Source organism: Microbacterium sp. W1-4-2, from assembly GCF_058349885.2.
This window is the reverse complement of the sequence record NZ_JBYRJC020000005.1, coordinates 100,750-127,283: the sequence shown is the minus strand read 5'-3', so window position 1 is coordinate 127,283 and position 26,534 is coordinate 100,750. Positions and strand designations below refer to the sequence as shown.

22 protein-coding genes are annotated in these 26,534 nt (G+C 71.5%); 5 read left to right on the top strand and 17 right to left on the bottom strand.

From position 1 onward, the window contains the following. Window positions 1–352 precede the first annotated feature (352 nt). On the top strand, window positions 353–1,705 hold the full coding sequence (locus tag AC3RX0_RS16515; RefSeq protein ID WP_491507102.1) for a CoA transferase: 1,353 nt from the start codon (window positions 353–355) through the stop codon (window positions 1,703–1,705). Window positions 1,706–1,730: 25 nt separating this feature from the next. Here the strand turns inward: AC3RX0_RS16515 and AC3RX0_RS16510 are convergent, their stop codons facing one another. Beyond that, window positions 1,731–2,504: a DUF4184 family protein gene (locus tag AC3RX0_RS16510; RefSeq protein ID WP_491507101.1), complete on the bottom strand. Its 774-nt coding sequence runs from the start codon at window positions 2,502–2,504 to the stop codon at window positions 1,731–1,733. A gap of 1 nt (window position 2,505) precedes the next feature. Continuing rightward, on the bottom strand, window positions 2,506–3,795 hold the full coding sequence (gene tyrS, locus AC3RX0_RS16505) for a tyrosine--tRNA ligase (RefSeq protein WP_491507106.1): 1,290 nt from the start codon (window positions 3,793–3,795) through the stop codon (window positions 2,506–2,508). A gap of 205 nt (window positions 3,796–4,000) precedes the next feature. On the opposite strand from tyrS, the gene AC3RX0_RS16500 reads away from it, so the two are divergent. Next, window positions 4,001–4,594: a hypothetical protein gene (locus tag AC3RX0_RS16500; RefSeq protein WP_491507100.1), complete on the top strand. Its 594-nt coding sequence runs from the start codon at window positions 4,001–4,003 to the stop codon at window positions 4,592–4,594. A gap of 50 nt (window positions 4,595–4,644) precedes the next feature. On the opposite strand, the gene AC3RX0_RS16495 is transcribed toward AC3RX0_RS16500, so the two are convergent. Continuing rightward, complete coding sequence (locus AC3RX0_RS16495) at window positions 4,645–5,289, bottom strand: SatD family protein (protein WP_491507099.1); 645 nt, start codon at window positions 5,287–5,289, stop codon at window positions 4,645–4,647. 218 nt (window positions 5,290–5,507) lie between these two features. Continuing rightward, on the bottom strand, window positions 5,508–6,950 hold the full coding sequence (gene argH, locus AC3RX0_RS16490) for an argininosuccinate lyase (RefSeq protein ID WP_491507098.1): 1,443 nt from the start codon (window positions 6,948–6,950) through the stop codon (window positions 5,508–5,510). 743 nt (window positions 6,951–7,693) lie between these two features. Here argH and AC3RX0_RS16485 point away from each other — a divergent pair. Beyond that, on the top strand, window positions 7,694–8,488 hold the full coding sequence (locus AC3RX0_RS16485) for a putative endonuclease domain-containing protein (RefSeq protein ID WP_491507097.1): 795 nt from the start codon (window positions 7,694–7,696) through the stop codon (window positions 8,486–8,488). 315 nt (window positions 8,489–8,803) lie between these two features. Here AC3RX0_RS16485 and argF read toward each other — a convergent pair whose 3' ends face one another. The 13 genes from argF to AC3RX0_RS16420 form a co-directional block, all read right to left on the bottom strand. Further along, entirely contained in the window at window positions 8,804–9,760 is a 957-nt protein-coding gene (gene argF, locus AC3RX0_RS16480) for an ornithine carbamoyltransferase (RefSeq protein ID WP_491507096.1), read from the bottom strand. Beyond that, window positions 9,757–10,956, bottom strand: a complete 1,200-nt coding sequence (locus AC3RX0_RS16475; RefSeq protein ID WP_491507095.1) for an acetylornithine transaminase — start codon at window positions 10,954–10,956, stop codon at window positions 9,757–9,759. Before AC3RX0_RS16475 ends, argF begins: the two co-directional genes overlap by 4 nt. Then, complete coding sequence (argB, locus tag AC3RX0_RS16470) at window positions 10,953–11,891, bottom strand: acetylglutamate kinase (RefSeq protein ID WP_491507094.1); 939 nt, start codon at window positions 11,889–11,891, stop codon at window positions 10,953–10,955. Before argB ends, AC3RX0_RS16475 begins: the two co-directional genes overlap by 4 nt. Further along, window positions 11,888–13,045, bottom strand: a complete 1,158-nt coding sequence (argJ, locus tag AC3RX0_RS16465; RefSeq protein ID WP_491507093.1) for a bifunctional glutamate N-acetyltransferase/amino-acid acetyltransferase ArgJ — start codon at window positions 13,043–13,045, stop codon at window positions 11,888–11,890. The genes argB and argJ overlap by 4 nt, the downstream gene beginning before the upstream one ends. Beyond that, on the bottom strand, window positions 13,042–14,097 hold the full coding sequence (gene argC / locus AC3RX0_RS16460) for an N-acetyl-gamma-glutamyl-phosphate reductase (RefSeq protein WP_491507092.1): 1,056 nt from the start codon (window positions 14,095–14,097) through the stop codon (window positions 13,042–13,044). Before argC ends, argJ begins: the two co-directional genes overlap by 4 nt. Window positions 14,098–14,342: 245 nt before the next feature. Then, on the bottom strand, window positions 14,343–15,320 hold the full coding sequence (locus tag AC3RX0_RS16455) for an NAD-dependent epimerase/dehydratase family protein (protein ID WP_491507091.1): 978 nt from the start codon (window positions 15,318–15,320) through the stop codon (window positions 14,343–14,345). Then, window positions 15,317–16,069, bottom strand: a complete 753-nt coding sequence (locus tag AC3RX0_RS16450; protein ID WP_491507090.1) for a dienelactone hydrolase family protein — start codon at window positions 16,067–16,069, stop codon at window positions 15,317–15,319. Before AC3RX0_RS16450 ends, AC3RX0_RS16455 begins: the two co-directional genes overlap by 4 nt. 67 nt (window positions 16,070–16,136) lie before the next feature. After that, window positions 16,137–17,720, bottom strand: coding sequence for a hypothetical protein (locus tag AC3RX0_RS16445; RefSeq protein WP_491507089.1), 1,584 nt, complete (start codon window positions 17,718–17,720; stop codon window positions 16,137–16,139). Further along, window positions 17,702–18,469, bottom strand: a complete 768-nt coding sequence (locus AC3RX0_RS16440) for an ABC transporter ATP-binding protein (protein WP_491507088.1) — start codon at window positions 18,467–18,469, stop codon at window positions 17,702–17,704. Before AC3RX0_RS16440 ends, AC3RX0_RS16445 begins: the two co-directional genes overlap by 19 nt. 42 nt (window positions 18,470–18,511) lie before the next feature. Continuing rightward, on the bottom strand, window positions 18,512–21,073 hold the full coding sequence (gene pheT, locus AC3RX0_RS16435) for a phenylalanine--tRNA ligase subunit beta (RefSeq protein WP_491507087.1): 2,562 nt from the start codon (window positions 21,071–21,073) through the stop codon (window positions 18,512–18,514). Next, window positions 21,073–22,158, bottom strand: a complete 1,086-nt coding sequence (gene pheS, locus AC3RX0_RS16430; RefSeq protein WP_491507086.1) for a phenylalanine--tRNA ligase subunit alpha — start codon at window positions 22,156–22,158, stop codon at window positions 21,073–21,075. The genes pheT and pheS overlap by 1 nt, the downstream gene beginning before the upstream one ends. Continuing rightward, complete coding sequence (locus AC3RX0_RS16425; RefSeq protein ID WP_491507085.1) at window positions 22,158–22,880, bottom strand: response regulator; 723 nt, start codon at window positions 22,878–22,880, stop codon at window positions 22,158–22,160. Before AC3RX0_RS16425 ends, pheS begins: the two co-directional genes overlap by 1 nt. Further along, the gene (locus AC3RX0_RS16420; RefSeq protein ID WP_491507084.1) at window positions 22,877–24,526 is read right to left on the bottom strand and encodes a sensor histidine kinase; all 1,650 of its coding nucleotides are present in this window, start codon (window positions 24,524–24,526) and stop codon (window positions 22,877–22,879) included. The genes AC3RX0_RS16425 and AC3RX0_RS16420 overlap by 4 nt, the downstream gene beginning before the upstream one ends. A gap of 186 nt (window positions 24,527–24,712) precedes the next feature. Between AC3RX0_RS16420 and AC3RX0_RS16415 the strand changes: the two genes are divergently transcribed. Next, window positions 24,713–25,579 carry an ABC transporter ATP-binding protein gene (locus tag AC3RX0_RS16415; RefSeq protein ID WP_491507083.1) on the top strand — a complete coding sequence of 289 codons (867 nt, stop codon included), beginning with the start codon at window positions 24,713–24,715 and terminating at the stop codon, window positions 25,577–25,579. After that, window positions 25,576–26,523 carry an ABC transporter permease gene (locus AC3RX0_RS16410; protein ID WP_491507082.1) on the top strand — a complete coding sequence of 316 codons (948 nt, stop codon included), beginning with the start codon at window positions 25,576–25,578 and terminating at the stop codon, window positions 26,521–26,523. Before AC3RX0_RS16415 ends, AC3RX0_RS16410 begins: the two co-directional genes overlap by 4 nt. The last annotated feature ends 11 nt before the right edge of the window (window positions 26,524–26,534 follow it).

The window sequence follows — 26,534 nt, the reverse complement described above, 5'->3', positions numbered from 1 at the left end:
TGTTGAGTTCTCAAGGATCGGACACACCCACAAACCAGACCCACAGGCCATCGTCGCAGGGCAACTTCACAATCATAACCACCGTGTTGCGGCTGTCAATCCGACGCGCCGTACCTCACGGTGGAGTCCCCATCCTAGCACCCGGAAGCCCGGATGTTCGATGAGGAGAAGGGGGTTCGGTTCGCTGCTTGAGGGGGCGGGGCCTTTCGGCCGCTTCGCTCTTCCCTTTGGGGCGAACAAGAAAGACTCTACGCGTGCTGAGCACTGTGCGTCGAATCGACTCTGCATCCCGGGCGTGTCGCGCAGATCAGGCCCCATTTCGACTCCCGTCTGCACGGCGTAGGGTCGCACCATGCAGACATACGCCGCCACCGCCCGTGCCGTCGCTGGCTCCATCTGGCGGGCTCTCGGACGCGATGGATCGGGGTCGGCATCCGCGGACGCTCCCCCGCACCCGGTTCCCCTGCCCGCGCATCTGGACGTGCCCTCCCTGGCGTGGGGTGCGATCGCCGCCGTCTCGTCGGCGGCCGCGTCGCTTCGCGGCTCGGCCCGGATCACGGTCGACCCCGACCGTGTCGCCGTCGCATATGCCAGCGAACGCGCTCTGCGCGTCGACGGCGCCCGGCCGGACGCGTTCGCCGCACTGTCGGGCTTCTTCCGCTGCGCCGACGGGTGGGTGCGCACGCACGGCAACTACCCGCACCACGCCGCCGCCCTGCGCGCCGGTCTCGGTCTGTCGCCCGCTGCCGAACGCGAGGCCGTGGCGCACGCTCTCGCGCGCCTGCCCGTGCGGACGGCGGTCGAGGCCGTCACGGATGCGCACGGGCTGTGCGTGCTGGTGGGCGAGGAGGCGCCCGAGACCGATGCGAGATTGCGCGAAGAACCGATCGTCTCGGCCCGCGGCATCCGCACCGCTCCGCGCACCCCGTATCGTGCCGGCCCGCCCGACGCGCCGCTGCGCGGCATCCGTGTCCTGGACCTCACCCGCGTGATCGCGGGTCCCGTCGGCACCCGCACGCTGGCGCTGCTCGGCGCCGACGTGCTGCGCATCGACCCGCCGAGCCTGCCCGAGATCGAATTGCAGCATCTGGACACCGGGCACGGCAAGCGTTCGGCGCTCCTGGATCTCGCCTCGCCCGCCGATCGAGCCGCGTTCGACGATCTGCTGCAGTCGGCCGACGTCGTGGCGCTCGGCTATCGGCCCACTGCGCTCGCGCGCCTCGGGCTCACGCCCGACGCCCTGGCGCAGCGGCGGCCCGGCATCGTGGTCGCTGAGCATTCGGCCTGGGGCGATCCGGACCGGCGCGGATTCGACAGTCTGGTGCAGGCGAACTGCGGCATCGCGGTCATCGAGGGTTCCGCCGATGCACCCGGGGTGCTGCCCGCGCAGGCGCTCGATCACACCACCGGCTATCTGCTGGCCGCCGGCGTGCTGACCGCCCTCGCCCGGCGGGATGCCGAAGGCGGCTCGTGGCTGGTCTCGACGTCGCTGCGCCGCGTCGCCGCCGAGCTGCTCGGGCTGCCCCGCACGGCGGCACCTGCGGCGCCGCTCACGCCCGACCCCGCTGAACACACGCAGACATTCGAGATCGACGGTCGCCGGGTCACCACGGCCGCGCCCGCCGTTGCCTATGCCGGCGGTCCGCAGGCGTTCGCCGCGCCCCGGCCGTGGGGTCGCGATGCGCCGCAGTGGCGACCGCGGTGATCCCGGCCGCGATGCGCGTCGGGCGTCAGCGCGGGATGCCGAGCCCCGCGCGACGCATCTGCACGGCAGCGCACAGCGCCAGGGTCAGCGCGCCCCAGATCCCCACCGCCGGTGGCAGCACCCGGTACGCCAGCTGCTCGGCGGTGAACCCGGGCGTGAGGGGACCGAGCACGAGCAGCCCGATCCCCCACGCGAGCAGCAGCGCGACCGGCAGCGACGCCCACCACCCCCAGCGCACGGCCTTCGGGAAGACGCGGTCGAGTTCGCCGCGGTCGGCGCGCCGCAGCCACAGCAGCCCCCACACGAGCAGGATGGCGAGCGCCAGGCCGCCGGTGCCGTGCTGCAGCCATCTGTAGCCCAGCAGCGGCCCCCACTGCTCGTTCAGCGCAGGCACCGCACGCACACCCCATCGGCCGTCGTGCGTGAACGCGTCCCAGACGATGTGCGACACCACGCCGAACAGGATCGACACGGCCACCCACGTGATCCGCAGCCGCGGACGGCTCCGATCTCGCCGACGCGGTATACGGTCCCACTCCTGTGGGAGCCGCCGCGCCAGCAGCTCGGGGCTGAGCTCGCGCACCGCGGGCCGCATCAGCACATACCAGAGCCCGAGCAGCACCGCCGCAACGACGCCGGCCACGACGATGTTGGTGTGCATCACCTGGTATGAGAACGGCGTCCAGGGCAGGAACAGCGGCAGATCCGGCGTCATCGAGCCCACCACGACGGCCGCCGGAACCATCGGCGTGCGCAGGAACGGCAGCGCGACGACCGCGTGGCTCGGCGTGAACGGCATGTCAGCCGAAGACGAACACGCCCGCGAGCGTCTTCTTGCCGCGACGGATCACCGACACGCCGCCGGGCAGGGCGCCGGTGACCAGCGCCCCCTCGTCTTCGACGCGCACGCCGTCCAGCGACACGCCACCCTGTGCGATCGCGCGGCGCGCCTCGCCGAGGCTCGCCACCAGCCCCGTGTCGACGAGCACCTGCACGACCGACGTGTCGACGGAGGCCTCGATGTGCGGCAGCTCCCGCAGGGCGCTGCGCAACGTGCCGGGGTCGAGCGCGGTCAGATCGCCCTTGCCGAACAGCGCTTCGGATGCCGCAGCCACGGCGGCCGTGGCATCCTCTCCGTGCACGAACGTCGTGACCTCCAGCGCGAGGCGCTTCTGCGCGGCGCGGCGGAACGGCTCGACCTCGACCAGCCGCGCGTACTCGTCGATCTCGTCGCGGGTCAGGAACGTGAAGACCTTCAGCCGCTGCACGACGTCGGCGTCGTCGGTGTTGAGCCAGAACTGGTAGAACGCGTACGGGCTGCACATCTCGGCGTCCAGCCAGATCGCGTTGCCCTCGCTCTTGCCGAACTTCGTGCCGTCGCTGTTGGTGGTCAGCGGCGTGCCGATCGCATGCACCGACACACCCTCCACGCGGTGGATGAGGTCGGTGCCGCTGGTGAGATTGCCCCACTGGTCGGATCCGCCGGTCTGCAGCACGCAGTCGTACTGGCGGTACAGCTCCAGGTAGTCCATGCCCTGCAGCAGCTGGTAGCTGAACTCGGTGTAGCTGATGCCCGCCTCGGAATTCAGGCGGGCGGCCACGGCATCCTTCTTCAGCATCGTCCCGATGCGGTAGTGCTTGCCGATGTCGCGCAGAAAGTCGATCGCGCTCAGCGGCGCTGTCCAGTCGAGATTGTTGACGATGCGGGCAGCGTTCTCGCCCTCGAAGCTCAGCACGTGCTCGACCTGGGCGCGGAGCTTCGCGACCCACTCGACCACGGTCTCCTTGGTGTTCAGCGTGCGCTCGGCCGTCGGCCGCGGATCGCCGATCAGGCCCGTCGATCCGCCGACGAGGCCGAGGGGCTTGTGCCCCGCCAGCTGCAGCCGGCGCAGCACCAGCAGCTGCACGAGGTTGCCCAGGTGCAGGCTCGGGGCGGTCGGGTCGAAACCGCAGTAGTACGTGATCGGGTCCCCGGCGAGCAGCTCGCGCAGAGCGTCCTGGTCGGTGGACACGTGCACGAGTCCGCGCCACACGAGCTCGTCCCAGACGTTGTCGAACGTCGGGTCGTTCGCCGGCGCGGTCGCGCTCAGTCCCTGCGGCGCGATGGCGCCCGGAGCGGTTTCTGACACGCGTTTCAGCGTATCAGCGGGCGTGGGCCGCCCGATCCGCGGTGACGGGGCCGGTTCCGCGGTGACGGGAACGGTTCCGCGGTGACGGGGCCGGCGGCCGACCGGGTCGCGTGCGGGCGGAGCGCCGCCCCGCCCGATGTCGGGGCCGCGTGTCAGACTGAGCCGCATGACGCTCGCCGGATCCCAACCGCTGCTGGTCGCGATGCTGGCGATCTTCCTGTTCCTGGTGCTGTGCGGCGCGCTCGTGCTCGTCGTCGTGAGCCTGCGGCACCCGGCGACGGTGCCGCTGGCGATCGCCGGCGGCCTCGTCGTGCTGGCGCTGGTGGTCGTCGCCATCGCACCGATCGACATCCCCGCGATCATGGGGCTCATCCTGACACTGCTCGGCGTGGCCGTCGCCGTCGTGGGCGGCGACCCGGTCACGCGACGGGTGCTCGACTTCGCCGCCGGCTCACGGGTGCGCGAGACCGAGGACGGCGGCATCATGCTGCTGCCCGAAGAGGGTGAGGATGCCGCGGCCCCGCCGCGGACGCTCATGCGCGGCGGCACCGCCATCGGCTACCTCGAACGGCTGGCCACGGTGCTCGCGATCGTCGTCGGCTACCCCGAGGCCATCGCGGCGCTGGTCGCGCTGAAGGGCATCGGCCGGTTCACCGAGCTCGCCGAGTCCGAGGCGCGCGAGCGCTTCATCATCGGGTCGCTCTCGAGCCTGATCTGGGCGAGCGTGATCGGGGCGCTGCTGCGCTTCGCGATCTGGTGAAGCGGGACGGGTGACGACTGGGCTCGGCGCGCGGCGCGTGACGCCGGCGCTCAGCGCAGGCCCAGCTGGGCGAAGCCCTCGACGATCGCCGCCGCCCCCGATGCGGCGAGGGCCTGGGACACGGCGGACTGGGTGATCCCCTCGGATTCCGCGAGGCTGCGCTGGGTCTCGCCCAGGCAGCGCCCGTAGGTCAGGCGCCGAGTGCGTTCGCTCATGTCTGTGACGAGCTGGTCGCGGGCGAGCAGGTACCCGTTCGCCAGCCGCGCCGCGTCGTGCGCGGCGGCGGGTTCGGTCTCGTGCGCGACGACCCAGGTGCGAGCACCGGGAACGGTCCGCTGCTCGATCGCGTGCACGCGCTCGATCGCCGCTCGCGCGGCCCACCAGCCCGGGCCGTCGGGGATTCCGGAGTCGGTCGCCTCGGACGGCACCGTGCCGACGGCGCCGATCCCGACGCCGAAGCGCAGGCCGATCTCGTCGGGCAGGGCCAGACGCATCAGCAGGATCGAGCCGAGCGCCGCCTCGAGCGTCGGGTACACACCCTGCTGCTCGTCGCCCACGGTGGGCCGCAGCGGACGATCGGCCACCGGCAGATCGCGCCCGACCCGCGCGATCGTCTTGTCGAGCGTCTGCTGGGCGAGCGCCCGGTCGTCCAGCCGCCGGGAGCCGATCATGTCGGCGGTCACCGCGATCACCATGCGATCAGGATATCACTGATAACCCGAATTGATAAGCGATTCACTGATCGAATTGGATCGATCAGTTCGCACTGGCCGCTGTCGCGGCATCCATTTCATGGACGGAATCGGAGATCGTCGCTGACGCTCCGCATCGGCCGCGCCGTGCCCGGCGTGGCGTGCAGAACGTCCGAGTCCGTGCGCGCGACGTCCGCGCCGCGAGCGGGAATGCGCCCGGCTCAGAGGCCGAGCGCGTGCGCGGCGGCCTGGGCGCGGGCGACGAGCTCGGTGCGCTGCTCGGCCACCCGCACGGGGGCGGTGCCCCCGGCGCCGTCGCGGCTGGCGACGGATCCCTCGATCCTGAGCACGCCGCGCACGGCCGGAGTCAGAAGCGGCGAGACCTGCGCGAGAAGGTCGTCAGAGGCATCCACCAGCCCGATGCCCCGCTGCTCGCACGCCTGCACCAGTGCGCCCGAGATCTCGTGCGCGTCGCGGAACGGCACCCCCTGGCGCACGAGCCAGTCGGCGACGTCGGTCGCGAGCGAGAAGCCCTCGGGGGCGAGCGCGGCCATGCGGGCGGTGTCGAAGCGCAGCGTCGCGACCATGCCGGCGAACGCGGGCAGCAGCAGCTCGAGCGTCGCGACGGAGTCGAAGACGGGCTCCTTGTCCTCCTGCAGGTCACGGTTGTAGGCGATCGGCAGGCCCTTGAGCGTCGCGAGCAGGCCGGTCAGGTTGCCGATCACGCGACCCGCCTTGCCGCGCGCGAGCTCGGCGATGTCGGGATTCTTCTTCTGCGGCATGATGCTCGAGCCGGTCGAATAGCCGTCGTCGAGGGTCACGAACCCGAATTCGCGCGTGTTCCACAGGATGATGTCTTCGGCGAACCGCGACAGGTCCACGCCGATCTGGGCGGCGATGAACGCGAACTCGGCGACGACGTCGCGCGCGGCGGTGCCGTCGAGCGAGTTCTCCGCCGGCCGGTCCAGTCCCAGCTCGCGCGCAACGAGCACCGGGTCCAGGCCCAGGCTCGAGCCGGCGAGCGCTCCCCCGCCGTACGGGCTCACGCGCGCCCGGGCCGACCAGTCGCGCAGGCGCTCGAGGTCGCGCACGAGCGGCCAGCCGTGCGCCTGCAGGTGGTGTGCGAGCAGAATCGGCTGCGCGTGCTGCAGGTGCGTGCGCCCCGGCATGATCGCGTCGGGGTGCGCTTCGGACTGCGCGACGATCGCGTCGACGAGGCGCAGGATGCCGTGGCTGATCGTCTGCGCGTGGTCGAGCAGATACAGCCGCACGAGCGTCGCGATCTGGTCGTTGCGGCTGCGGCCGGCGCGCAGGCGCCCGCCGAGGTCGGCCCCCGCACGCTCGAGCAGCCCGCGCTCGAGTGCGCCGTGCACGTCTTCGTCGGTGGCTGCGGCGACGAAAGCCCCGCTGGCGACGTCGGTCTCGAGGGCGTCGAGCGCGGCCCGCATGCCGGCCAGCTGTGCGTCGTCGAGATACCCGGCGGCGTGCAGGGCTGCCGCATGCGCCCGCGATCCGGCGATGTCGTACGGGGCGAGGGCCCAGTCGAAGTGCGTCGACTTGCTCAGCGCCGCGAGCTCGGGCGACGGCCCCGAGGCGAACCGCGCGCCCCACAGCGCCCCCTCGTTGGTGCCGTGCGTCTCTGTGCTGTCGGTCTCTTCGCTCACCGATCCAGCGTACCGGGGTGTATATACACCTCCGGGCTTCGGGACAGTCGTCTCGCTGGGTGGCTCGGGTGGCGCCCCGCGATCTCCGGCCCATACTGCCGCTTCAGCGACTACGAAGCGGCACTTCCGGACGGCGATCCGAGGATGCCGCAGCCACGGCCTCCGAACGCCGGCCAATACTGCCGCTTCAACGGCCATGAAGCGGCACTTCGGGACGGCAATACGAGGATGCCTGGGCACCCCTCGAACGCCGGCCCACACTGCCGCTTCAGCGGCGCGAAGCGGCACTTCGGGACGGCACGGCGGATCGCCGTGCCCGACATCTCCGTCTCCTCCCCAGATCACTCGAATGAGCCAACCGGGCCGGACCGTCCACAGATGTGCGTCCTCGCCCCATGGGCATGACTCAGGTCGCGGATCATCGAGGCATGCCGGCACGCCTCACGCCCTTGCCCGATGACCTCGGCGAGAGCTTCGGCGTCCGACGTGCGAAGAACGCCGGGGTCAGCTCCCGACGCCTGCGCCACGATGGGCTCACCAGACCCTTCCACGGTGTGCGCGCCACACCCGCCCCATCGCCGAAGGCGGAACCCGACGAGAGCGCGACGACCATCGAGGCGAAGGCTCTGATCGCCGAGATCACGCGCCTCGCTCATGCCTTCGCAAAGGTCGCCCCGGGCAGTTGGTTCTTCTCGCACGTCACAGCCGCTGTGCTGTGGGGACTGCCGGTTCCGTTGCACCTGATGCGGCTGGCGGTGAAGACCACCCGGCACCGCGGACGGAAGATCCCACCACGCGGCATCGACGTCGCGGTCCTCGGACGACGCCGCGCATCCAAGGCCGCCGGCGTGCGCGGGCACCAGCTGTCGGCAGCTCAGGTCACGATCGCGACGGTCGATGGTTTACGCGTCTCGAGCCCGGCATCGACATGGGCCATGCTCGCCGGTGAACTGACGGTGGACGAACTCATCGACATCGGCGATGCGATCGTCAATATCCCGCGGAAGCGAGGCATGGAACGCGGCACCGAGAGTGATGCACTCGGCACGATCGCGAAGCTGCGCAGGGCGGCGAACACCCCTCGGCGCCGGCACCGCGACGCCCTACTCGAAGCAGTCGATCTGGTGCGCGTCGGCAGCGCGTCCCGATCCGAGACCAGAACACGTATCGCCTGCTGGCGAGCCGGGCTACCGGCACCCGAGCTCGACGTCGACGTGTTCGCTGCCGATGGCACACAGATCGGCTTCACCGAACTCGCCTTTCGGGAGTTCGGACTGCTTGTGGAATGCGACGGCGACCACCACCGCACGGATCGCGCGCAGTGGTACCGCGATATCGACAAGCATGCAGCGTGTGAGGATGCCGGCTGGCGGGTGCTGCGCATCGTGGCGCAACATCTCTACCCCACCCCCGACCCCGCCGTCGCGCTGATCCGCAACGCCCTCATTCGGGCGGGATGGCGGGCGCCGGATGCGGGCGCGGGCACCGCTGCCGGCGCAGACGCATCCGCCGCTGACGAGGCATCCCCCGCCGACTGAACCCCAGGCGAACGGCGACGGCGCAGCCGACCGCCCGCAGATTCCGACTTCGCCGTCCCGAAGTGACGCATCAGCGCTGGCAAGCGACCGAATGGGACGGCATCTCCCAAGAGGCTAAGGAAACGCCGTCCCGAAGTGCCGGTTCATCCTCGTGATGCGGCCCTTCGGGACGGCGATTGCAGAGGGCGCGGGATCAGGCGCTCATGCGGCCTGCTCACTCACGGCAGGTCCGCTGCGTCGGGCACGTCCGCCGCCGCCACGTCCACGTCCGCCGCCGCCACGTCCACGTTCGCGGCCGCCGCCGCCACGTCTCGGTCACGCCGCCGCCTCCGCAGCCTCGGCGGCGGTGCCGTTCTGGCGCAGCAGCCAGACCAGCAGCGCCTTCTGCGCGTGCAGGCGGTTCTCGGCCTCGTCCCAGACGACCGACTGCGGCCCGTCGATGACCTCGGCGTCGACCTCGTAACCGCGGTCTGCGGGCAGGCAATGGATGAAGATCGCGTCCTCGGTGGCCTCGCGCATCAGGTCGGTCGTCACCTTGTAACCGCCCAGGTCCCGGATGCGCTCGAGCTTCTCCTCCTCTTTGCCCATCGACACCCAGGTGTCGGTGACGACCACGTCGGCACCGGCGATCGCCTCGTGCAGATCGGTGTACAGCGTCACCGATCCGCCGGTCTCGGCGGCCCGGCGGTCGGCGTCGGCGATGACGTCCTCGCGCGGGGCGTAGGCCTCGGGCGAGGCCACCCGCACGTGCATCCCGGCGGTGACGCCCGCCAGCACGTACGAGTGCGCCATGTTCGACTTGCCGTCGCCGAAGAAGGCCAGGGTGAGCCCGGCCAGCGATCCCTTGTGCTCGCGGATGGTCAGCAGGTCGGCCAGCAGCTGGCACGGGTGGAAGTCGTCCGACAGGGCGTTCACGACGGGCACGCGGGTGTCGCGGGCCATCTCTTCGAGCCCCGACTGCGCGTACGTGCGCCAGACGATCGCGGCGACCTGGCGCTCCATGACGCGGGCCGTGTCCGACGGCGTCTCTTTGCCGCCGAGCTGGCTGTTGGCCGTCGAGATGATCAGCGGCGAGCCGCCCAGGTCGGCGATGCCGACGGCGAACGAGACGCGCGTGCGGGTCGACGACTTGTCGAAGATCACCGCGACGGTCTGGGGGCCGGCCAACGGCGTGAGCGCCCAGCGGTCCTTCTTCAGCTCGAGCGCGAGATCGAGGATCTCGGACTGCTCGGCGGGGGTCAGATCGTCGTCGCGCAGCAGATGGCGGGTCATGCGGAAACCTCCGGGACGGATGTGGATGCCGCGACCTCGGCGAGTGCGGCGGAGAACAGGGTGGTGAATTCGTCGATCTCGGCATCGCCGATCGTGTACGCGGGGGCGATGCGGATGACGTCGGTCGTAGGAGCGTTGACGATCAGACCGCGCCGCTGCGCGGCATCCCGCACCTGCGCCGCGACCGGCGCAGCCAGCGTGATGCCGATGAGCAGCCCCGCACCGCGCGTTCCCGTCACCAGTGGCAGACCCGCGACGGCCGCACGCAGCTGGGCGCCCCGCTCGATCACGTTCGCGAGCAGATCGGCCTCTTCGATCTCGGCGAGCACGGCGTTGCCGACCGCCGTGGCCAGCGGGTTGCCGCCGAACGTCGAGTTGTGCGTGCCGGGGTAGAACAGATCGCTCTGCCCGAATGTGACCAGCGCCCCGAGCGGGAAGCCGGCCGCGATGCCCTTGGCGAGGCTCATCGCGTCGGGCGTGATGCCCTCGCGCTGGAACGCGAACCAAGTGCCAGTGCGGCCGACGCCGGTCTGCACCTCGTCGACGATCAGCAGCGCCCCGTGGGCGGTGGTCAGCTCGCGAGCACGGCGCAGGAAGCCCTCGGGCAGCGGCACGACGCCCGCCTCGCCCTGGATCGGCTCGACGACCAGCGCCGCGACGGACTCGTCGGCGAAGACCTGCGCGAGCGCGGCCAGGGTCGGGTCGATGTGCGCGACGTCGGGCAGCAGGGGACGGAACGGGTCCTGGTACGCGGCCTTGGGTGTGAGCGAGAGCGAGCCCATCGTGCGGCCGTGGAAGGCGCCGTTCAGGCTCACGATGGTCTTCGTGCCGGTCTTGTGCGCGTGCAGCCGGGCGAGCTTGATCGCGGTCTCGTTGGCCTCCGATCCCGAGTTCGCGAAGAACACGTGCCCGTCCGCCCCGGCACCCGCCAGCCGCTTCAGGCGCGCGGCGAGCTCGAGCTGCGGCGGCGTGGCGAAGTAGTTCGACACGTGCGCGAGGGTCGCGGCCTGCTTCGCGACGGTGTCGACGAAGACGGGATGCCCGTGCCCGAGGGCGTTGACGGCGATGCCACCGAGGAAGTCGAGGTAGCGGCTGCCGTCGGCATCCCACACGTGCGATCCCTCGCCGCGCACGAGCAGCGCCAGCCGTCCGCCGAGGTTCAGCAGGTCGCGCGAGGCGTCGTCTTGCCACGTCATTTCGACTCGCTCCGCTCGCTCAGTGCACCGCGTCCGGCCACCACTTCCGTTCCGATTCCCTTGTGGGTGAAGATCTCGACGAGCACCGAGTGGGGCACGCGTCCGTCGATGATGGCGGCGGTGTCGACGCCGGCCTGTACGGCGTCCAGGCACGCGCGCATCTTGGGGATCATCCCCGATTCCAGGCGCGGCATCATCTCGGCCAGCTCATCCGCCGTCAGGTGCGAGACGAGCGAGTCGCGGTTGGGCCAGTCGGCGTAGAGCCCGGCGACGTCGGTGAGGATCACGAGCTTCGACGCCTTCAGTGCGATCGCGAGCGCGGCGGCCGCCGCGTCGGCGTTCACGTTGAGCGAGTGGCCGGGCCGGTCGAGGTCGGGGGCGATCGAAGAGACGACCGGGATGCGGCCGGCGGCCAGGTGGTCGAGAATCGGCTGCGGGTCGACCTGCGCCACGTCGCCCACCCGCCCGAGGTCGTGCTCCACACCGTCGATCATGACGCCGCGGCGGCGCCCGCCGAACAGGCCCGCGTCCTCGCCCGACAGACCCGCGGCGATCGGTCCGTGGGCGTTGATCTTCGCGACCAGCTGCGGGTTGATCTGCCCGGTGAGCACCATGCGCACCACTGAGATCGCCTCGGTCGAGGTGACCCGGTACCCGCCCTTGAACTCGCTGGGGATCGCCAGCCGGTCGAGCATCGCCGAGATCTGCGGCCCGCCGCCGTGCACGACCACCGGCTGCACCCCGACGTAGCGCAGGTACGCGATGTCGGCGGCGAAGGCATCCTGCAGCTCTTCGGAGACCATGGCGTTGCCGCCGTACTTGATCACGACGACCTGGTCGCGGAAGCGCTTGAGCCACGGCAGCGACTCGATGAGGGTCTCGGCCTTCGCGCTGGCGACGGCCGGGTCGGTGTCTTGGAGGCGGGTGTCGGTCATGACGAGTAGGCGCTGTTCTCGTGGACGTAATCGTGCGTGAGGTCGTTCGTGAGGATCCGCGCCGTGACGTCGCCGGTCTTCAGGTCGATCATGACGTGGGTGGCGCGCGGGGCCAGGTCGACCTCTTCGCGCGGCGCGTCGGGTCCGCCGGCGGTGCACACGCGCACGCCGTTCATCCACACGTCGGTGTCGTACGGGTCGAACGCGGCCTGCGTCGTGCCGATCGCGGCGAGCACCCGGCCCCAGTTGGGGTCGTTGCCGAAGATCGCGGCCTTGAACAGGTTGTTGCGGGCGACCGAGCGGCCCACGTCGACGGCGTCGGACTCGGATGCCGCGCCCCGCACTTCGATCGTGATGTCGTGGCTCGCGCCCTCGGCGTCGCCCTGCAGCTTCTCGGCGAGTTCGATGCAGACGGCGGTGAGCGCGGCGCGGAACGCGGCCGGATCGGGCGTGACGCCGCTCGCGCCGCTGGACAGCAGGGTGACCTGGTCGTTCGTGGACATGCAGCCGTCCGAGTCGAGCCGGTCGAAGCTGACCCGGGTCGCCGCACGCAGCTGCGCATCGGCCTCGACGGCGTCGAGCACCGCGTCGGTCGTGATCACCACGAGCATCGTGGCAAGACCGGGCGCCAGCATCCCGGCGCCCTTCGCCATCGCGCCGATCGTCCAGCCGTCCTCGGAGTGCACGACGGTCTTGCTCACGGTGTCGGTGGTCATGATCGCCTCGGCGGCCGACGCTCCGCCGTCCGTGGACAGCGCGGCGACGCCCTTGTGCACGCCGTCGAGCACCTTCGCGCGGAACACCTCGTCGCCCGATCCGATGAGCCCGGTCGAGCAGACGATGACGTCGCCGGCGCTGACCTCGAGCAGTTCGGCGGCCTTCTCGGCCGTGAGGTGCGTGGTCTGGAACCCGAACGACCCGGTGAAGCAGTTCGCTCCGCCGGAGTTGAGCACGACGGCCTCGACGACGCCGTCGGCGATCGCCTGCTGCGACCACAGGATCGGATTCGCCTTGGCCCGGTTGCTCGTGAACACGGCCGCCCCGACCTTGTTCGGCCCTCGGTTGACGACGACGGCGACATCGGGCTTGCCGGTGGATTTGAGGCCGACCGCGACGCCTGCCGCTTCGAACCCCTTCGGTGCGGTGACGGTCACGGGGCGACTCCGTTCACGGTGAGGGCGCGGTCTTCGGGGAGGCCGAGCGCGATGTTCATGGACTGCACGGCGGCGCCGGCGGTCCCCTTGGCGAGGTTGTCGACGGCGGTGACGATCGTCACCCGGTTCGCGTCGCGGTCGATGTGCAGGCCCATGAGGGCCGTGTTCGCGCCGATCACGTCGGCGGTGCGCGGATAGACGCCCTCGGGCAGCAGGTGGACGAACGTCTCGCCCGCGTAGGCCTGTTCCCACGCCGCGCGGATCCCGGCGTCGGTGACGTCGCCCGCGATCGGGGCCGAGACGGTGGCGAGGATGCCGCGCGACATCGGGACGATCACCGGGGTGAAGGACAGATGGATGCCGGAGCCGCCCGCTGCGTGCAGCGCCTGCTTGATCTCGGGGATGTGCCGGTGCACGCCGCCCACGGCGTACGGATTGGCCGAGCCCAGGATCTCGGAGCCGAGCAGGTGAGGCTTGAGGCTCTTGCCGGCGCCGGACGGGCCGACGGCGAGGACGGCGACCAGGTCGGACGGCGAGATCACACCGGCGGCGACGCCCGGTGCGAGGCTCAGGCTCACAGTCGACGCGTTGCAGCCGGGGGCGGCGATGCGCGTCGCCCCGACCAGGCGCTGCCGCTGCTTGCGACCGGTGCCGGGCGGGCCGAGCGGCAGCTCGGGCACACCGTACGCCCACGGCTCGTGGAACGGGCCCGAGTAGAACGCGTCCCAGTCGGCGGCGGATTCCAGGCGGTGGTCGGCGCCGGCGTCGATCACGAGCGCCGCGTCGGTCAAGGCGTCGGTGTACTGCCCGGACTGGCCGTGCGGCAGCGCGAGGAACACGATGTCGTGGCCGGCGAGGATCTCGGGCGTGGTGTCCTGAAGCGTCAGGTGCGAAAGCTGCCGCAGGTGCGGCTGGTGTGCGATCAGGGGCTGGCCGGCGTTGGCGTGCGCGGTGACGGTGCGGATCTCGATGTCGGGATGGGCGGCGAGGGTGCGCAGGAGCTCTCCCCCTGCATAGCCGGAGGCGCCGGAGACGGCGACCGAATAGGTCATTCTTCTACCTTAGTTTCCGAGGTTGGCCGGACCAGGCCGGCACGGGCCGTATGACGGCGACGCCCTCGCACGTCCGATGAGGACGCGACGCGGGGTCGCCTAGAGTCGGCGGCCGCGGGAACCCGGACGCAGACGGCGTCGGCCGTCTGCGGCGGCGCGCACGGAACCGAGGCTCACCCGGAGCTGCTCGAGGTTCGTCGCGCGCATGGCCCGACGATAGCCGGGCGGATGCGGCATCCGCAAATTCAGCCGCGCTCGCGCAGTAACACGAGCTCTTCGTCGCGGGTGAGGCCCGCCCGCCGCTCGCGCCCGAGCCCCCGATCACGCTCGTCGGCAAGGGTGCGCAGCAGGGTGTCATCGAGCGGCCGGAACGCACCGCCCAGCTCGCGGTAGCGCATGTTGCTGCGCGCCCAGAACCCGACGAGGTCGCGCGGCAGCCACAGCGGCAGCGATCGCGGACCCATCCAGTAGGAGACGTCGCGGGCGCGCAGCCAGTCCTCGGGCGCGACGACGACGTCGCCGGTGTGTCCGGCGGTCGCGCGCGCCCGGGCCAGCAGATCGCTCAGGGCGACGGGGTCGCCGAGCGCGTTCACCGTGCCCGTCCAGGCACGCGCGCCGACCGCGACGATGAACGTCGCGAGGTCGTCGACGTCGATCACGGAGGCGCCGCGCCCGTCGGCCTCGGGCACGAGCACGGGGTCTGCGCCCGCGAGCGCGAACCTCGACACCCAGTAGCCGAACCGGTCGGAGGGATCGCCCGGTCCCACGATGAGGCCGGGCCGGACGATCGTCGCGCGATCGCCGAGAGCCGCGCGCACCGACGACTCGATCGTCGCCTTGGCGCGGGCGTAGTCGAGTTCGTCGCCGGGCGCGCCCGCGGGCACGGCGGCCGCGGTCTCGTCGGCCCCGGCCAGGTCGGCGTCGGCGTAGACCGAGACCGAGGACACGCAGGTCCAGTGCCGGGCGCGCCCGGCGAGCGCGGCTGTCGCCGCGGCGGCGAACGCAGGGTCGGAGGTGATGTCGACCACCTCGTCCCACTCCCGGTCGGCGAGCGCGTCGTATGCGTCGGGCGCGGCGCGATCGCCGGCGACGAGGCGGGCACGGTCGGGCGCAGGGCGGACGCCCCGGGCAAGACATGTGACGGCGGCTCCGGCATCCACCCACCGGCGCGCGACGCGGCCGCTCAGCCATCCCGTACCGCCCAGGACGAGGACCTGCGTCACGATGTCGCGCCCAGGACCGCGGCGAGGAACGCCGTCACCCGCTGCCATGCGTCGGCCGCCGCGGCGGGGTCGTACCGGCTGCCGGTGTCGTTGAAGAACGCGTGCGAGGCCTCGTCGTACACGACCGGGGTGAACACGACGCCGGCGTCGGCCATGCGCGCCCGCACGTCGGGCAGCGCGTCGATCAGCGCCGGGTCGTGACCGCCGTACAGCGCCAGCACCGGCGCGTGGATGCGGGCGATGCGCCCGGCATCGGGCGCGGTGCCGTAGAACGGGGCGACCGCGCGGATGCGGTCGTCGGCCGTGGCGAGCAGGAACGCGTAGGTGCCGCCGAAGCAGAAGCCCACGACGCCGATGCGGCCACCCACCCCCGGTTCGGCGGCGAGCCGGTCGACGGCGGAGCGCAGCGCGCCGACGGCCCAGTCCGCGTACTCGGGGGCCCGGATCGCGGCCAGCGCGTCGCGCATGCGCGGCTGCGCGGCGGTGCGCGCCTCTTCGTCGGCCGAGTTCATCAGTGCGAACAGCTCGCTGCCCAGCGACGGCTCGACGCCGCCGTGGCTGAGGATGTCGGGGGCGATCACCACATACCCTTCGCCCGCGAACCGGTCGGCGACCGAGACGATGTGGTCCGTCAGCCCCCAGATCTCGTGGACCACCACGAGCCCGCCGCGCGGCTCGCCGCTCGGACGGACGAGATGTGCGGCGAAGGTCTCGCCGTCGGGGGCGGTCAGCGTGACGGTGTCGGGCATGTCTTCACGGTACGCCCGCAACGGCACTCGGCGCGCAGCGACCGACGAGGCGATCGCCCGGCCCGCGTCAACGGGTTGGGAAGGCCTTGATGCGCTGCAACAGGGCGGGTCCCGTGCGCTCGAGGATGCGCCCGCCGACGAGCACTCCCCCGGTCATCGCCGCCGCCCCCAGCACGAGCGCGACGATCAGCGCGATCCATCCCAGCTCGCCCCTGTCCAGGAGCAGGCCGCTGGCCGCCAGGACGAGGGACGGAGCCGAGATCACGAGCACCGCGGCCATCACCACGAACACGAACAGGCCGTTGACGAACGTCTGGCCCGGCACGGTCTTGAACGGGCTGTCACCGGCACGGGCGACGGGCGAGACGACCAGCGCGGACGACACGGCCGACACCCCGTAGCCGGCCAGGACCAGCGCAAGCCCTGCGGCAAGGACCGCCGGCAGCGCGTGCCAGTCCTCTCCGACGGCGGCCGTGATCAACGCCACGGCGCAGACGGCCGGCACGCCGACGCACGCCGACGCCAGCATCCGGCCCAGCCGGTCCTGCCATCCGCGCACCCCGGCGGAGAGCACGGAGGCGAACGCCGTGCCGTCGTACGAGACGTCGGTGTAGCCGACGATCGACAGCACGAAGCCCACGACCACCGCCGAGGCGGCGAACATGAACCCGTCCGTCCCGCTCGTGAACACGAACAGGATCGGCAGCAGCGGCACGATGATGAGCTGGCGCAGATAGCGCGGGTCGCGCGTCCATGCCGTCAGCGAGCGGGCCCAGGTCGCTCCCACCCCGCCGGTCGGCATCAGCCCGAACAGCCCGAGCGAACCCGTCTTGACGGTGCGGGCGGCGCGGCGCGGCGGCGAGGCCGTGGCCGCCGCGAGCGCGCGCGACCACGCGAACCACAGCGCCCCCAGCGTCGCACAGGCGAGGGCGAGCTTCGCGAGCGCGGGAATCCAGGCGCCGAGTGCCAGATCCGCCGGCACGGCCCACGCCGCGCCCAGAGGCGTCCAGCCGAGCACGTCGGCGGCCTGCACGAGACGGTCGAGGGACGCCCCGGCGGTGTCGAGCACTCCGACGACGGCCGTGAGGATCGGGCCGGCGAAGACGACCAGCACGATCAGGACGGTCCCCAGGATCTCGCGACCGCGTCGCCCGGCCCCGAACCCTGCCGACAGAGTCGCCAGCAGGCGGCTGGCGACGACGCACGTGCACACGCCCAGGACGACGCCCGCGAGCGAGGCCGCCGCGGCCGCCGGCCACCGCATCCACAGCACCGCCGTGCCGAGCGCGGCGATCGAGGTGACGATGCCCGGAATGCCGGTGAGCCCGGTCGCCGCGAGCGCGACCATGGTCTGACGGGACGTGAGGGGGAACGGGGCGAGCTTGGCCGCGTCGACCGTCGCATCCGTCCCGGCGACCAGGACCGGCGCGACCACCCAGCCCAGGACCAGCGCCGACCCGCCCAGGATCGCCACCGTCCGCGCCTCGATCGGTCCCCGCAGCACGGCCAGCGCGATGAGCGCAGCGAGCACGACCATCAGCGCCCCCGCGGCCCACAGCATCCCGAACACGAACCCGACCAGCTGCCACGGATTGCGGCCGAGCGTCGTGAACAGGATCCGGTACCGGAGCCTCAGGACTGTCGCAACCATGCCGGCCCCACCCCGTCGTGCCGGCCGCCGACCAGGGAGATGAAACGCTCCTGCAGACTCGCCCCGGCGCGGACGTCGTCGACCGTGCCGGCGGCGAGCACCCGTCCGACCGCGAGGATCGCGACGTGATCGCACATGCGCTGGACGAGATCCATCGAATGGCTCGAGACGATCACCGACCCGCCGGATGCCGTGTAGCTGCGCAGCACGCCCTCGATGTTGGCCGCCGACACCGGATCGACGGATTCGAAGGGCTCATCGAGGACGAGAAGTCGCGGAGCGTGCACGAGCGCGCACGCCAGGGCCGCCTTCTTGGTCATCCCCGCCGAGTAGTCGGCGACGACCGTGCCCGCCGCCTCGCGCAGATCCATCATGTCGAGCAGGTCGGCGACGCGCGGAGCGATCTCGGGTCGCGGAATGCCGAACATCATCGCCGTGTACGTGATCAGCTGCTCGCCGGTGAGCCGATCGAACAGACGCACGCCGTCGGCGAGGTTGCCGATGATGCGCTTGGCGGCCGCGGGCGTGCGCCACACGTCGATGCCGTGCACGCTCACGCTGCCCGCATCGGGGCGCAGCAGCCCGGTGGCCATCGACAGGGTCGTCGTCTTGCCGGCGCCGTTCGGGCCGACCAGACCGAAGAACGACCCGGTCGGGACCTCCAGGTCGATGCCCGCGACCGCGACCTTGTCGCCGAATCGCTTGGTGAGTCCGCGGATCCGCAGGGCGGGTTCGGTCGAATCGGTCATCGCCACGAGCCTATCGGTGCGGGCGCCGAATCGACCGCCCCGTCAGTCGCGCAGTTTCGCGCCGAAGCGCTCGGCTGCGAGCTCGACCCCCTGCAGCTTGGCGTCGGTCGCCTCGGCCGCCGTCAGCGTCCGATCGGTCCCGCGGAACAGCAGCGCGAACGTCAGGCTCTTCGTGCCGTCCGGCACGCCCTGGCCCCGGTAGTCGTCGACGAGGTGCAGCGACTCGAGCAGCGATCCGCAGCCGTCGATGAGCGCCTGGCGCACGTCCCCTGCGGCGACCGCGAGCGGGACCACGAGCGACACGTCCTGCGTCGCCGGGGTCTGCGTCGAGAGGGATGCCGCGACCACGCGCGCGCCGGCGGCCGCCAGCAGCGCATCCAGGTCGAGCTCGGCGACGTAGACGCGACCATGCAGGTCGGCGTCGTCGGTCACCGACGGCAGCAGCTCGCCGACGTAGCCGACGACCTGGCGGCCGGCCGGCCCTTCGTCTCGGTCCGGCTGCCCCGGGCCTCGCTCAGCGACCTCGAGTCGGACGACGCCGGTGCGGCCCGGGTGCAGGGCCGCCCGCTGGGCCTGGGCGATCTCGACCGTCACGCCGGCGGCAGCGGCGATCACGCGGACCGCATCGATCGCATCGGCGAGCTCGACCGGCACCGCCGGCTGCCCGGGCTGTTTGGCGATCGCGTTGCCGGCGAACAGCACCGCGACGTGGCGCGGCTGCGGCGGGATCGCCGCGTCGAGCGCCGCGAGGGTCTCGTCGTCGGGGCGCTGCGCGAGCGGGGGCACGGTGGCCGTGCCGTAGTCGACGCCCGGCTCGGGCAGGAACACCGCGCCGAGCTCGAACAGCGCCAGGTCGGTGAACCCGCGCGACAGATTGCGGTGCGCGACCTGCAGCAGCCCCGGGATCAGCGAGCGCCGCAGGTACGGCGCCTGCCCGTCGAGGGGGTTCGCCAGCTTCATCGCGGGCAGCCCGGCACCGCTCGCCGACCCGTGCAGGTCGTTGTGCGCGGCGGTCGTGAACGGGAACGACGGCGTCTCGACCAGGCCCGCGGCCGCCAGTGCGTTCGCGACGCGTCGGCGTCCCTGCTGCTCGGCGGTCCAGCCGCGGCCGGACGGGGGCGTGGGCAGCACGGAGGGCACGCGGTCCAGGCCGTGGATGCGCGCGACCTCTTCGGCCAGCGTCCACTTGTCGGTGAGGTCCGGACGCCACGACGGCGGCGTGACCAGCCACTCGCCGCCCGCGTCGAACACGTCGCAGCCGATCGTCGTCAGCGCCCCCGACACCTCGGACTCGGCGTAGTCGACGCCGATGAGGCCCGCCGTGAACGGCTTCGGCAGCGCGATCGACTCGCGCTCGTACGAGGCGAACAGCGCCCCACCGACCTCGACGTCGAGCGTCCCGCCGGCGAGCTCGACCATCAGGTCCGCCACGCGCCGCGCGGCGACGAACGGGATGAGCGGGTCGACCCCGCGCTCGAACCGTCGCGACGCCTCGGACGGCAGCTTGTGACGGCGCGCGCTGCGTGCGATCGTGGTCGGGTCGAACGTCGCCGCCTCGATCAGGACGTTCGTGGTGGTCGCGCTCATCTCGGTGGCGGCACCGCCCATGACCCCGGCCAGGCCGATCGCCCCCGACCCGTCGGTGATGAGCAGGTCCTCGGGGTGCAGGTCGCGGGTCTGGTCGTCGAGCGTGGTGATCTTCTCGCCCGGCAGCGCCCGGCGTACGGTGATGCCGCCGGTGAGCTTGTCGAGGTCGTAGCCGTGCACCGGGTTGCCGAGCTCGAGCATGACGTAGTTCGTGATGTCGACGAGCACCGAGATCGAACGGATGCCGGCAAGCACCAGACGCGCGATCATCCACGGCGGCGTCGGGGCTGCGGCATCCACCCCCCGCACGATGCGTGCGACGAACTCGGTCGCGCCCACGTTGCCGCGGATGGGCGCAGCGTCCTCCACGGCGACGGCGAAGCCGGCCTCGGGCTGCTGCAGCTCGTCCCACAGGCGCTCGCCCGGGTCGCGGAAGGTGCCGCCGGTCGCGTGCGCGTACTCGCGGGCGACGCCGCGCAGGCTCAGGGCATAGCCGCGGTCGGGCGTCACGTTGATCTCGACGGCGACGTCGTCCAGCCCCAGCAGCGCGATCGCGTCGGCGCCGACGGGGGCGTCCAGGCCCAGGTCGACCAGGCGCAGGATGCCGGCGTGCTCGTCGCCGAGGCCCAGTTCTCGGGCCGACGCGATCATGCCGTCCGAGACATGCCCGTACGTCTTGCGCGCCGCGATCGGGAAGGGCCCGGGCAGCACGGCGCCCGGCAGGGTCACCACGACCTTGTCGCCGGCGACGAAGTTGTGCGCACCGCAGACGATGCCGCGCACTCCCCCGTTCGCTTCGCCGACGTCGACCTGGCACCAGTTGATGGTCTTGCCGTTGGACTGCGGCTCCGAGACGAACTCGATCACCTGACCGACCACGACCGGGCCGGTCACCTCGAAGCGGTGCACGTCCTCTTCTTCGAATCCGACCGACACCAGCGACGCCAGCACGTCCTCGGGCGTCGCATCCGGCGCCACATCCACGTATTCACGCAGCCACGAAAGCGGGACGCGCATCACACCACCATCCCGAACTGCTCGCTGAAACGGATATCGCCCTCGGCCATGTCACGCATGTCCTGCACGTCGCTGCGGAACATGAGCGCGCGCTCGATGCCGATGCCGAACGCGAAGCCGCTGTACACCTCGGGGTCGATTCCTGCCGCGCGCAGCACGTTGGGGTTGACCATGCCGCAGCCGCCCCACTCGATCCAGCGCGCCCCGCCCTTGAAGGTCGGGTGCCACAGGTCGAACTCGGCGCTCGGCTCGGTGAACGGGAAGTAGTTCGTGCGCATGCGGGTCTTCGCCTCGGCGCCGAACAGCTGCCGGGCGATGTGGTCGAGCGTGCCCTTCAGGTGCGCCATCGTGATGCCCTTGTCGACCACCAGGCCCTCGGCCTGCGTGAACACCGGCAGGTGGGTGGCGTCGTACTCGTCGGTGCGGAACACGCGCCCGGGCGAGATGACGTAGATCGGCAGGTCGCGGGTGAGCATCGCGCGCATCTGCACGGGGCTCGTCTGGGTGCGCAGCACGAGGTGACGCGCGACCGGGTCGACGTAGAACGTGTCCTGCATCTGACGGGCGGGGTGGTCCTCGTCGAGATTCAGCGCGTCGAAGTTGTACCACTCGTGCTCGAGCTCGGGTCCTTCGGCCACCTCCCAGCCCATGCCGATGAACAGGTCGCCGATCTGCTCCTGCAGCAGGGTGAGAGGATGCCGCGCCCCCACCCGCGATCGCTGCGCGATCGCGGTGACGTCCACCCGCTCGGCCTCGAGCCGGGCTGCCGTCTCGGCCGCCTCGAGCTCGCCCTCACGGGCCACGAGCGCCTGCGTGACCCGGCCCCGACCCTGCCCGATGAGCTTGCCGAACTGCGCCTTGTGCTCCGGAGGCACCTCGCGCATGCGCGCGTTCAGGCGCGCCAGGGGCGAGCCCTCGGCTGTGTGCGCGGCACGGGCGGCCTTCAGCTGCGCCGTATCGGTGGCGGCGGCGATGGCTGACAGCGCAGCCTGGACCGCGGCATCCACCGCCTCGGGGGAAATCTCGGAAACCTCGTCGGACACGAGAATCGAGTCTACCGGCGGGCGGGCGCCGCCCCGGATCATCACATGCCCGGGGCGCGCGGCCGGGAGTACCGATGCTCGGGCCGTCCGGCAGCCCCGTACCGCAGCTCGAGGCGCAGCAGCCCGCTCTGCTCGAGCTGCGTCAGGCATCGCTGCGCGGTGGCTCGACTGATCCCCACCGCTGCGGCGACCTCCAGCGCCGAGGCGCTGTCGCCGGTGCGGGCCACCGCCTCGTAGACCAGGCGCAGCGTGGGCGCGAGGCGGGCGCCCTCGACGGGGCGGCCCGGGGCGGCGGCGGGCCGGCGCATGCCGAAGATCCGGTCGATGTCGGCCTGGCTCGCCGCGCCGCTCAGCTGCGCCATCCGCGCCTGCGCATCGCGGAAGGCGACCAGTCGCGCCGCCAGATCGGCGAACTCGAACGGCTTCACGAGGTAGTTCACCGCCCCCAGCTGCAGGCTCGCGCGGACGGAGGCGACGTCGTTCGCCGCCGAGATCACCATCACGACGGGGGCGTCCGGCATGCCGAGCATCGTGCGGATCAGGTCGAGTCCGGTGCCGTCGGGCAGGTACAGGTCGAGCAGCACGAGGTCGGGTCGGTACCGGTCGATCAGGTCGAGCGCCTCGGCGGCGGTGTGCGCCTCGCCGACCGCCCGGAACCCGGCCACCTGGTCGACGAAGCCCGCGTTCACCGAGGCGACGCGGAAGTCGTCGTCGACCACGACCACGGTGAGAGGCGGGGCGCCGGATGCCCGTGGATCGCTCATGACCGTCCCTCCTGTGCTGCACGGCCCGCTGTCGCGGTGGGCACGGGTCCGCTCGCGGACGCCGGCCGCGGCAGCACGACGGTGAACACGGCGCCCGGTCCGGCCGAGACCGAGACGGTGCCGCCGGCGCGAACGGCCGCCGCATGCACGAGGGCGAGACCGAGCCCGCTGTGCGACGAGAATCCGCCGGATTTGGTGGTGTAGCCGCTCTCGAAGATGCGGGCGGCGGCCGCCGGCGTGACGCCGGGCCCGCTGTCGGCGACGCGCACGGTGACGCGATCCACCGTCTCGACGATGCCCACCTCGACCCGACGCGGGACAGGGGTGTCGGCGACCGCGTCGAAGGCGTTGTCGACGAGGTTGCCGACGATCGTGGTCAACGCCTGCACGCGTTCGGGCGCCTCGCCGAGGACGGTGTCGGGAGAGATCGTGAAGCGGATGCCGCGCTCGCCCGCTTCGGCGGCCTTGCCGAGCAGGAGCCCGATGATGTGCGGCGCGGCGATGTGGGCGCGCAGCGTCTCGTCCAGGTCGGCGCTGGTGCCGCGGATCTCGTGGACGTAGCTGAGCGCCTGGGGCAGCCGCCCGAGCTCGAGCAGCCCGGCGATCGCATGGATGCGGTTGGCGAACTCGTGCTGCTGGGCGCGCAGTGACTCGGTGAGGCTGCGCGTGCCGGTCAGCTCGCTGGTGAGCGCTTCGAACTCCGTGCGGTCGCGCAGCGTGATCACGGCGCCGTGCGGACGCCCGCCGAGCACCACCGGCATCCGGTTCACGACGAGCCGTCGGTCATCGGTCACGATGATCTCGTCCTCCAGCCCGCTGGTCGCCGTCAGGGCTTCGCGCAGCGGCCCCTCTTCGAGGACCTCTTCGATCCGACGGCCGGAAGCCACGAACGGCAGCCCGAGCAGCCGCTGGGCCTCGTCGTTGACGACGCTGATCCGGCCGCCCGGGTCGACGGCGATCACGCCCTCCCGGATCCCGTGCAGGGTGGCCTCGCGCTCCTGCAGCAGCCGGGCGATCTCGTCGAGCTCGAGCCCGAAGGTGCGCCGCTTCATCCGCCGTGCGAGCAGCCATGACGCGATCGCGCCGATGACCAGGGCGATGGACAGCCACAGCGCATACGCGGGCAGCTCGTCGACGAGCTCGGTGGACACCGAGCTCTCCTGCAGCCCGACCGAGATCTCGCCCGCCATTCGTCCGTCGGGTCCGTACAGCGGGACTCGTGCGTTGGCGGTCGGTCCGGTCGAGCCGTTGTCCTGCCGCAGGTGGACCTTCCCGTCGACGGTGACGACCCGCTCGCTCACCTTCTTGCCGATCAGGGCCGGGTTCGGATGCGAGTGCCGCACTCCGTCCATGTCGATCGCGACGACATAGGAGGCGCCCGTCTGCGCCATCGTCGTCTTGGCGAGGTCCTGCACCGTCGTGGCGCACCCCGGCTCCTCGGTCTGCATGCACTGCCGGATGCTCGGCACCCCCGCGAACGTCAACGCGATGGAGGCGGCCCGGGACTGGTAGTCGTGATCGATGTTCGTCCGGGCCTCGCGCGCGAACAGAGCGAACCCGACCAGCATCGTGATGGTCAGGATCACGATCTGTGCCAAGAAGATCTGGCTCGAGATCTTGCGCAGGGGGTGCAGGCGAACGGTCATCCTGCGCTGATTGTGGGGACTCGCACGGCAGAAAGCAAGACGAGCAGAACGCGCAGAACGCCGGTAACGCGCACAACCAGGCCATAGCGCACAACCGCGCGCCCGACCGGCGCCGGCCTCTACCGTCGCTGCATACCGCACAGCTGCACCGACGCCGGCGCGGCGAAGACAGAGAGGTCAGCAGAGATGGATGCCGTCACCCACCGGACAGGTGCCCCACCCGCCGACGCGAATGCGCCGCGCAGCGACGAGTCCGCCCGCATCGAGATCACCGGGCTGACCAAGCGCTTCCTCACCCCGAAGGGCGAGCCGTTCACCGCCATCGAGGACGTGAACCTGACGATCGAGCCGGGCCAGTTCTGCGCCATCGTCGGACCGACCGGGTGCGGCAAGTCCACCACGCTCGGCCAGGTGTCGGGACTCGAGAAGCCGAGCGCCGGCCGGGTGCTCGTCGGCGGCCATCCCGTGGACGGGATCACGCCAGGCGTCAGCTACATGTTCCAGGGCGACTCGCTGTTCCCGTGGAAGACGGTGCTCGCGAACGTCTCGGTCGGCCCGGTGCTCATCGGCATGCGCAAGCGCGAGGCGACCGACCTGGCGCGGGACTGGCTGCGCCGGGTCGGCCTGGCGGGCTTCGAGGACCGCTACCCGCACCAGCTGTCGGGCGGCATGCGCAAACGCGTCGCGATGGCGGCCGCGCTCATCAACGAACCGCGCATCCTGCTGATGGACGAGCCGTTCGGCGCGCTCGACGTGCAGACGAAGGCCATCATGCAGTCCGAGCTCCTGCAGCTGTGGGAGCAGCTGCGCCCCTCGGTGCTGTTCATCACGCACGACCTCGACGAGGCCGTCGCGCTGTCGGACCGGGTCGCGATCATGACCTCCAGCCCGGGTTGCATCAAGGACGTCTTCGACATCGACCTGCCGCGCCCGCGCGGCAACGTCCAGGACCTGCGGCACGAGCAGCGCTTCGTCGAGCTGCAGAGCAGGATCTGGGAGTCCCTGCGCGACGAGGTCACCCGCGCCTACACCCGGACGGCGGTGGCAGCATGACCAGCTTCCTGTCCACCCCGCCCGAGGCCGACGTCTACGACGGACTGCCGTACGGCTCCAGCGACCCGCACGCCCTATTCCGGCCCGAGAGCGAGGCAGAGCTGCAGGCGAAGGGGCGCCGACAGCGCTCCCGCCGCCGCGCGTGGGTCTGGGTCGGCCGCGTCGTCGTCTTCATCGCGTTCTTCGGCGGCTGGCAGCTGCTCGCCTCGATCAAGCTCCCGGGTGCGAAGTACGCGATCGTCGACCCGTTCTTCTTCGGCAAGCCGACCGGGATCGTCGACAGCCTGGTGAAGCTGTTCACCCAGGGGACGGCGTTCGGCACCATCTGGGAGAACCTCTGGGTCACGGTGCAGGAGGCGCTGCTGGGTCTCGCGCTGGGAACGGTGATCGGCATCATCGTCGGCATCCTGCTCGGCAGCAACGCCTACCTCGCGAGCGTCGCGGGACCGTACATCAAGATCGTCAACGCCATCCCCCGCATCGTGCTGGGGTCGATCTTCATCGTGGCGTTCGGGCTCGGCCTGCCGGCGAAGGTGCTCCTGGCCGCCGTGCTGGTCTTCTTCGCGGTCTTCTTCAATGCCTTCCAAGGGGTGCGCGAGGTCAACCCCGACCTCGTCGCGAACGTGCGGGTGCTCGGGGCATCGCCCCTGCAGGTGGCCCGCCACGTGACGATCCCATCGGCGATGACCTGGATCATCGCGAGCCTGCACACCGCGTTCGGCTTCGCCATCATCGGCGCGCTGGTCGCCGAGATCCTCGGCGCGACACGCGGCATGGGCCTGATCATCAGCCAGGCGCAGGGCAACTTCGACCCCGACACCGTCTGGGCCTGCATGATCATCATCGCCGCATTCACCCTCATCTGCGAGTACCTGATCACGCTGCTGGAAGGCGGGCTGCTGCGCTGGCGGCCCCCCTCGCGTGCCGAGGCGGCATCCGTCTGACGCTGCTGACC

Coding starts and splice junctions, on each gene's coding strand:
- AC3RX0_RS16445 (WP_491507089.1), bottom strand. CDS start 17,720: ATGGTTGCGACAGTCCTGAGGCTCCGGTACCGGATCCTGTTCACGACG.
- AC3RX0_RS16510 (WP_491507101.1), bottom strand. CDS start 2,504: ATGCCGTTCACGCCGAGCCACGCGGTCGTCGCGCTGCCGTTCCTGCGC.
- AC3RX0_RS16495 (WP_491507099.1), bottom strand. CDS start 5,289: ATGGTGATCGCGGTGACCGCCGACATGATCGGCTCCCGGCGGCTGGAC.
- AC3RX0_RS16425 (WP_491507085.1), bottom strand. CDS start 22,880: ATGAGCGATCCACGGGCATCCGGCGCCCCGCCTCTCACCGTGGTCGTG.
- AC3RX0_RS16450 (WP_491507090.1), bottom strand. CDS start 16,069: ATGCCCGACACCGTCACGCTGACCGCCCCCGACGGCGAGACCTTCGCC.
- AC3RX0_RS16415 (WP_491507083.1), top strand. CDS start 24,713: ATGGATGCCGTCACCCACCGGACAGGTGCCCCACCCGCCGACGCGAAT.
- AC3RX0_RS16440 (WP_491507088.1), bottom strand. CDS start 18,469: ATGACCGATTCGACCGAACCCGCCCTGCGGATCCGCGGACTCACCAAG.
- AC3RX0_RS16515 (WP_491507102.1), top strand. CDS start 353: ATGCAGACATACGCCGCCACCGCCCGTGCCGTCGCTGGCTCCATCTGG.
- AC3RX0_RS16485 (WP_491507097.1), top strand. CDS start 7,694: ATGCGGCTGGCGGTGAAGACCACCCGGCACCGCGGACGGAAGATCCCA.
- argB (WP_491507094.1), bottom strand. CDS start 11,891: ATGACCGACACCCGCCTCCAAGACACCGACCCGGCCGTCGCCAGCGCG.
- pheT (WP_491507087.1), bottom strand. CDS start 21,073: ATGCGCGTCCCGCTTTCGTGGCTGCGTGAATACGTGGATGTGGCGCCG.
- argC (WP_491507092.1), bottom strand. CDS start 14,097: ATGACCTATTCGGTCGCCGTCTCCGGCGCCTCCGGCTATGCAGGGGGA.
- pheS (WP_491507086.1), bottom strand. CDS start 22,158: ATGATCCGGGGCGGCGCCCGCCCGCCGGTAGACTCGATTCTCGTGTCC.
- AC3RX0_RS16500 (WP_491507100.1), top strand. CDS start 4,001: ATGACGCTCGCCGGATCCCAACCGCTGCTGGTCGCGATGCTGGCGATC.
- AC3RX0_RS16410 (WP_491507082.1), top strand. CDS start 25,576: ATGACCAGCTTCCTGTCCACCCCGCCCGAGGCCGACGTCTACGACGGA.
- argF (WP_491507096.1), bottom strand. CDS start 9,760: ATGACCCGCCATCTGCTGCGCGACGACGATCTGACCCCCGCCGAGCAG.
- AC3RX0_RS16420 (WP_491507084.1), bottom strand. CDS start 24,526: ATGACCGTTCGCCTGCACCCCCTGCGCAAGATCTCGAGCCAGATCTTC.
- AC3RX0_RS16475 (WP_491507095.1), bottom strand. CDS start 10,956: ATGACGTGGCAAGACGACGCCTCGCGCGACCTGCTGAACCTCGGCGGA.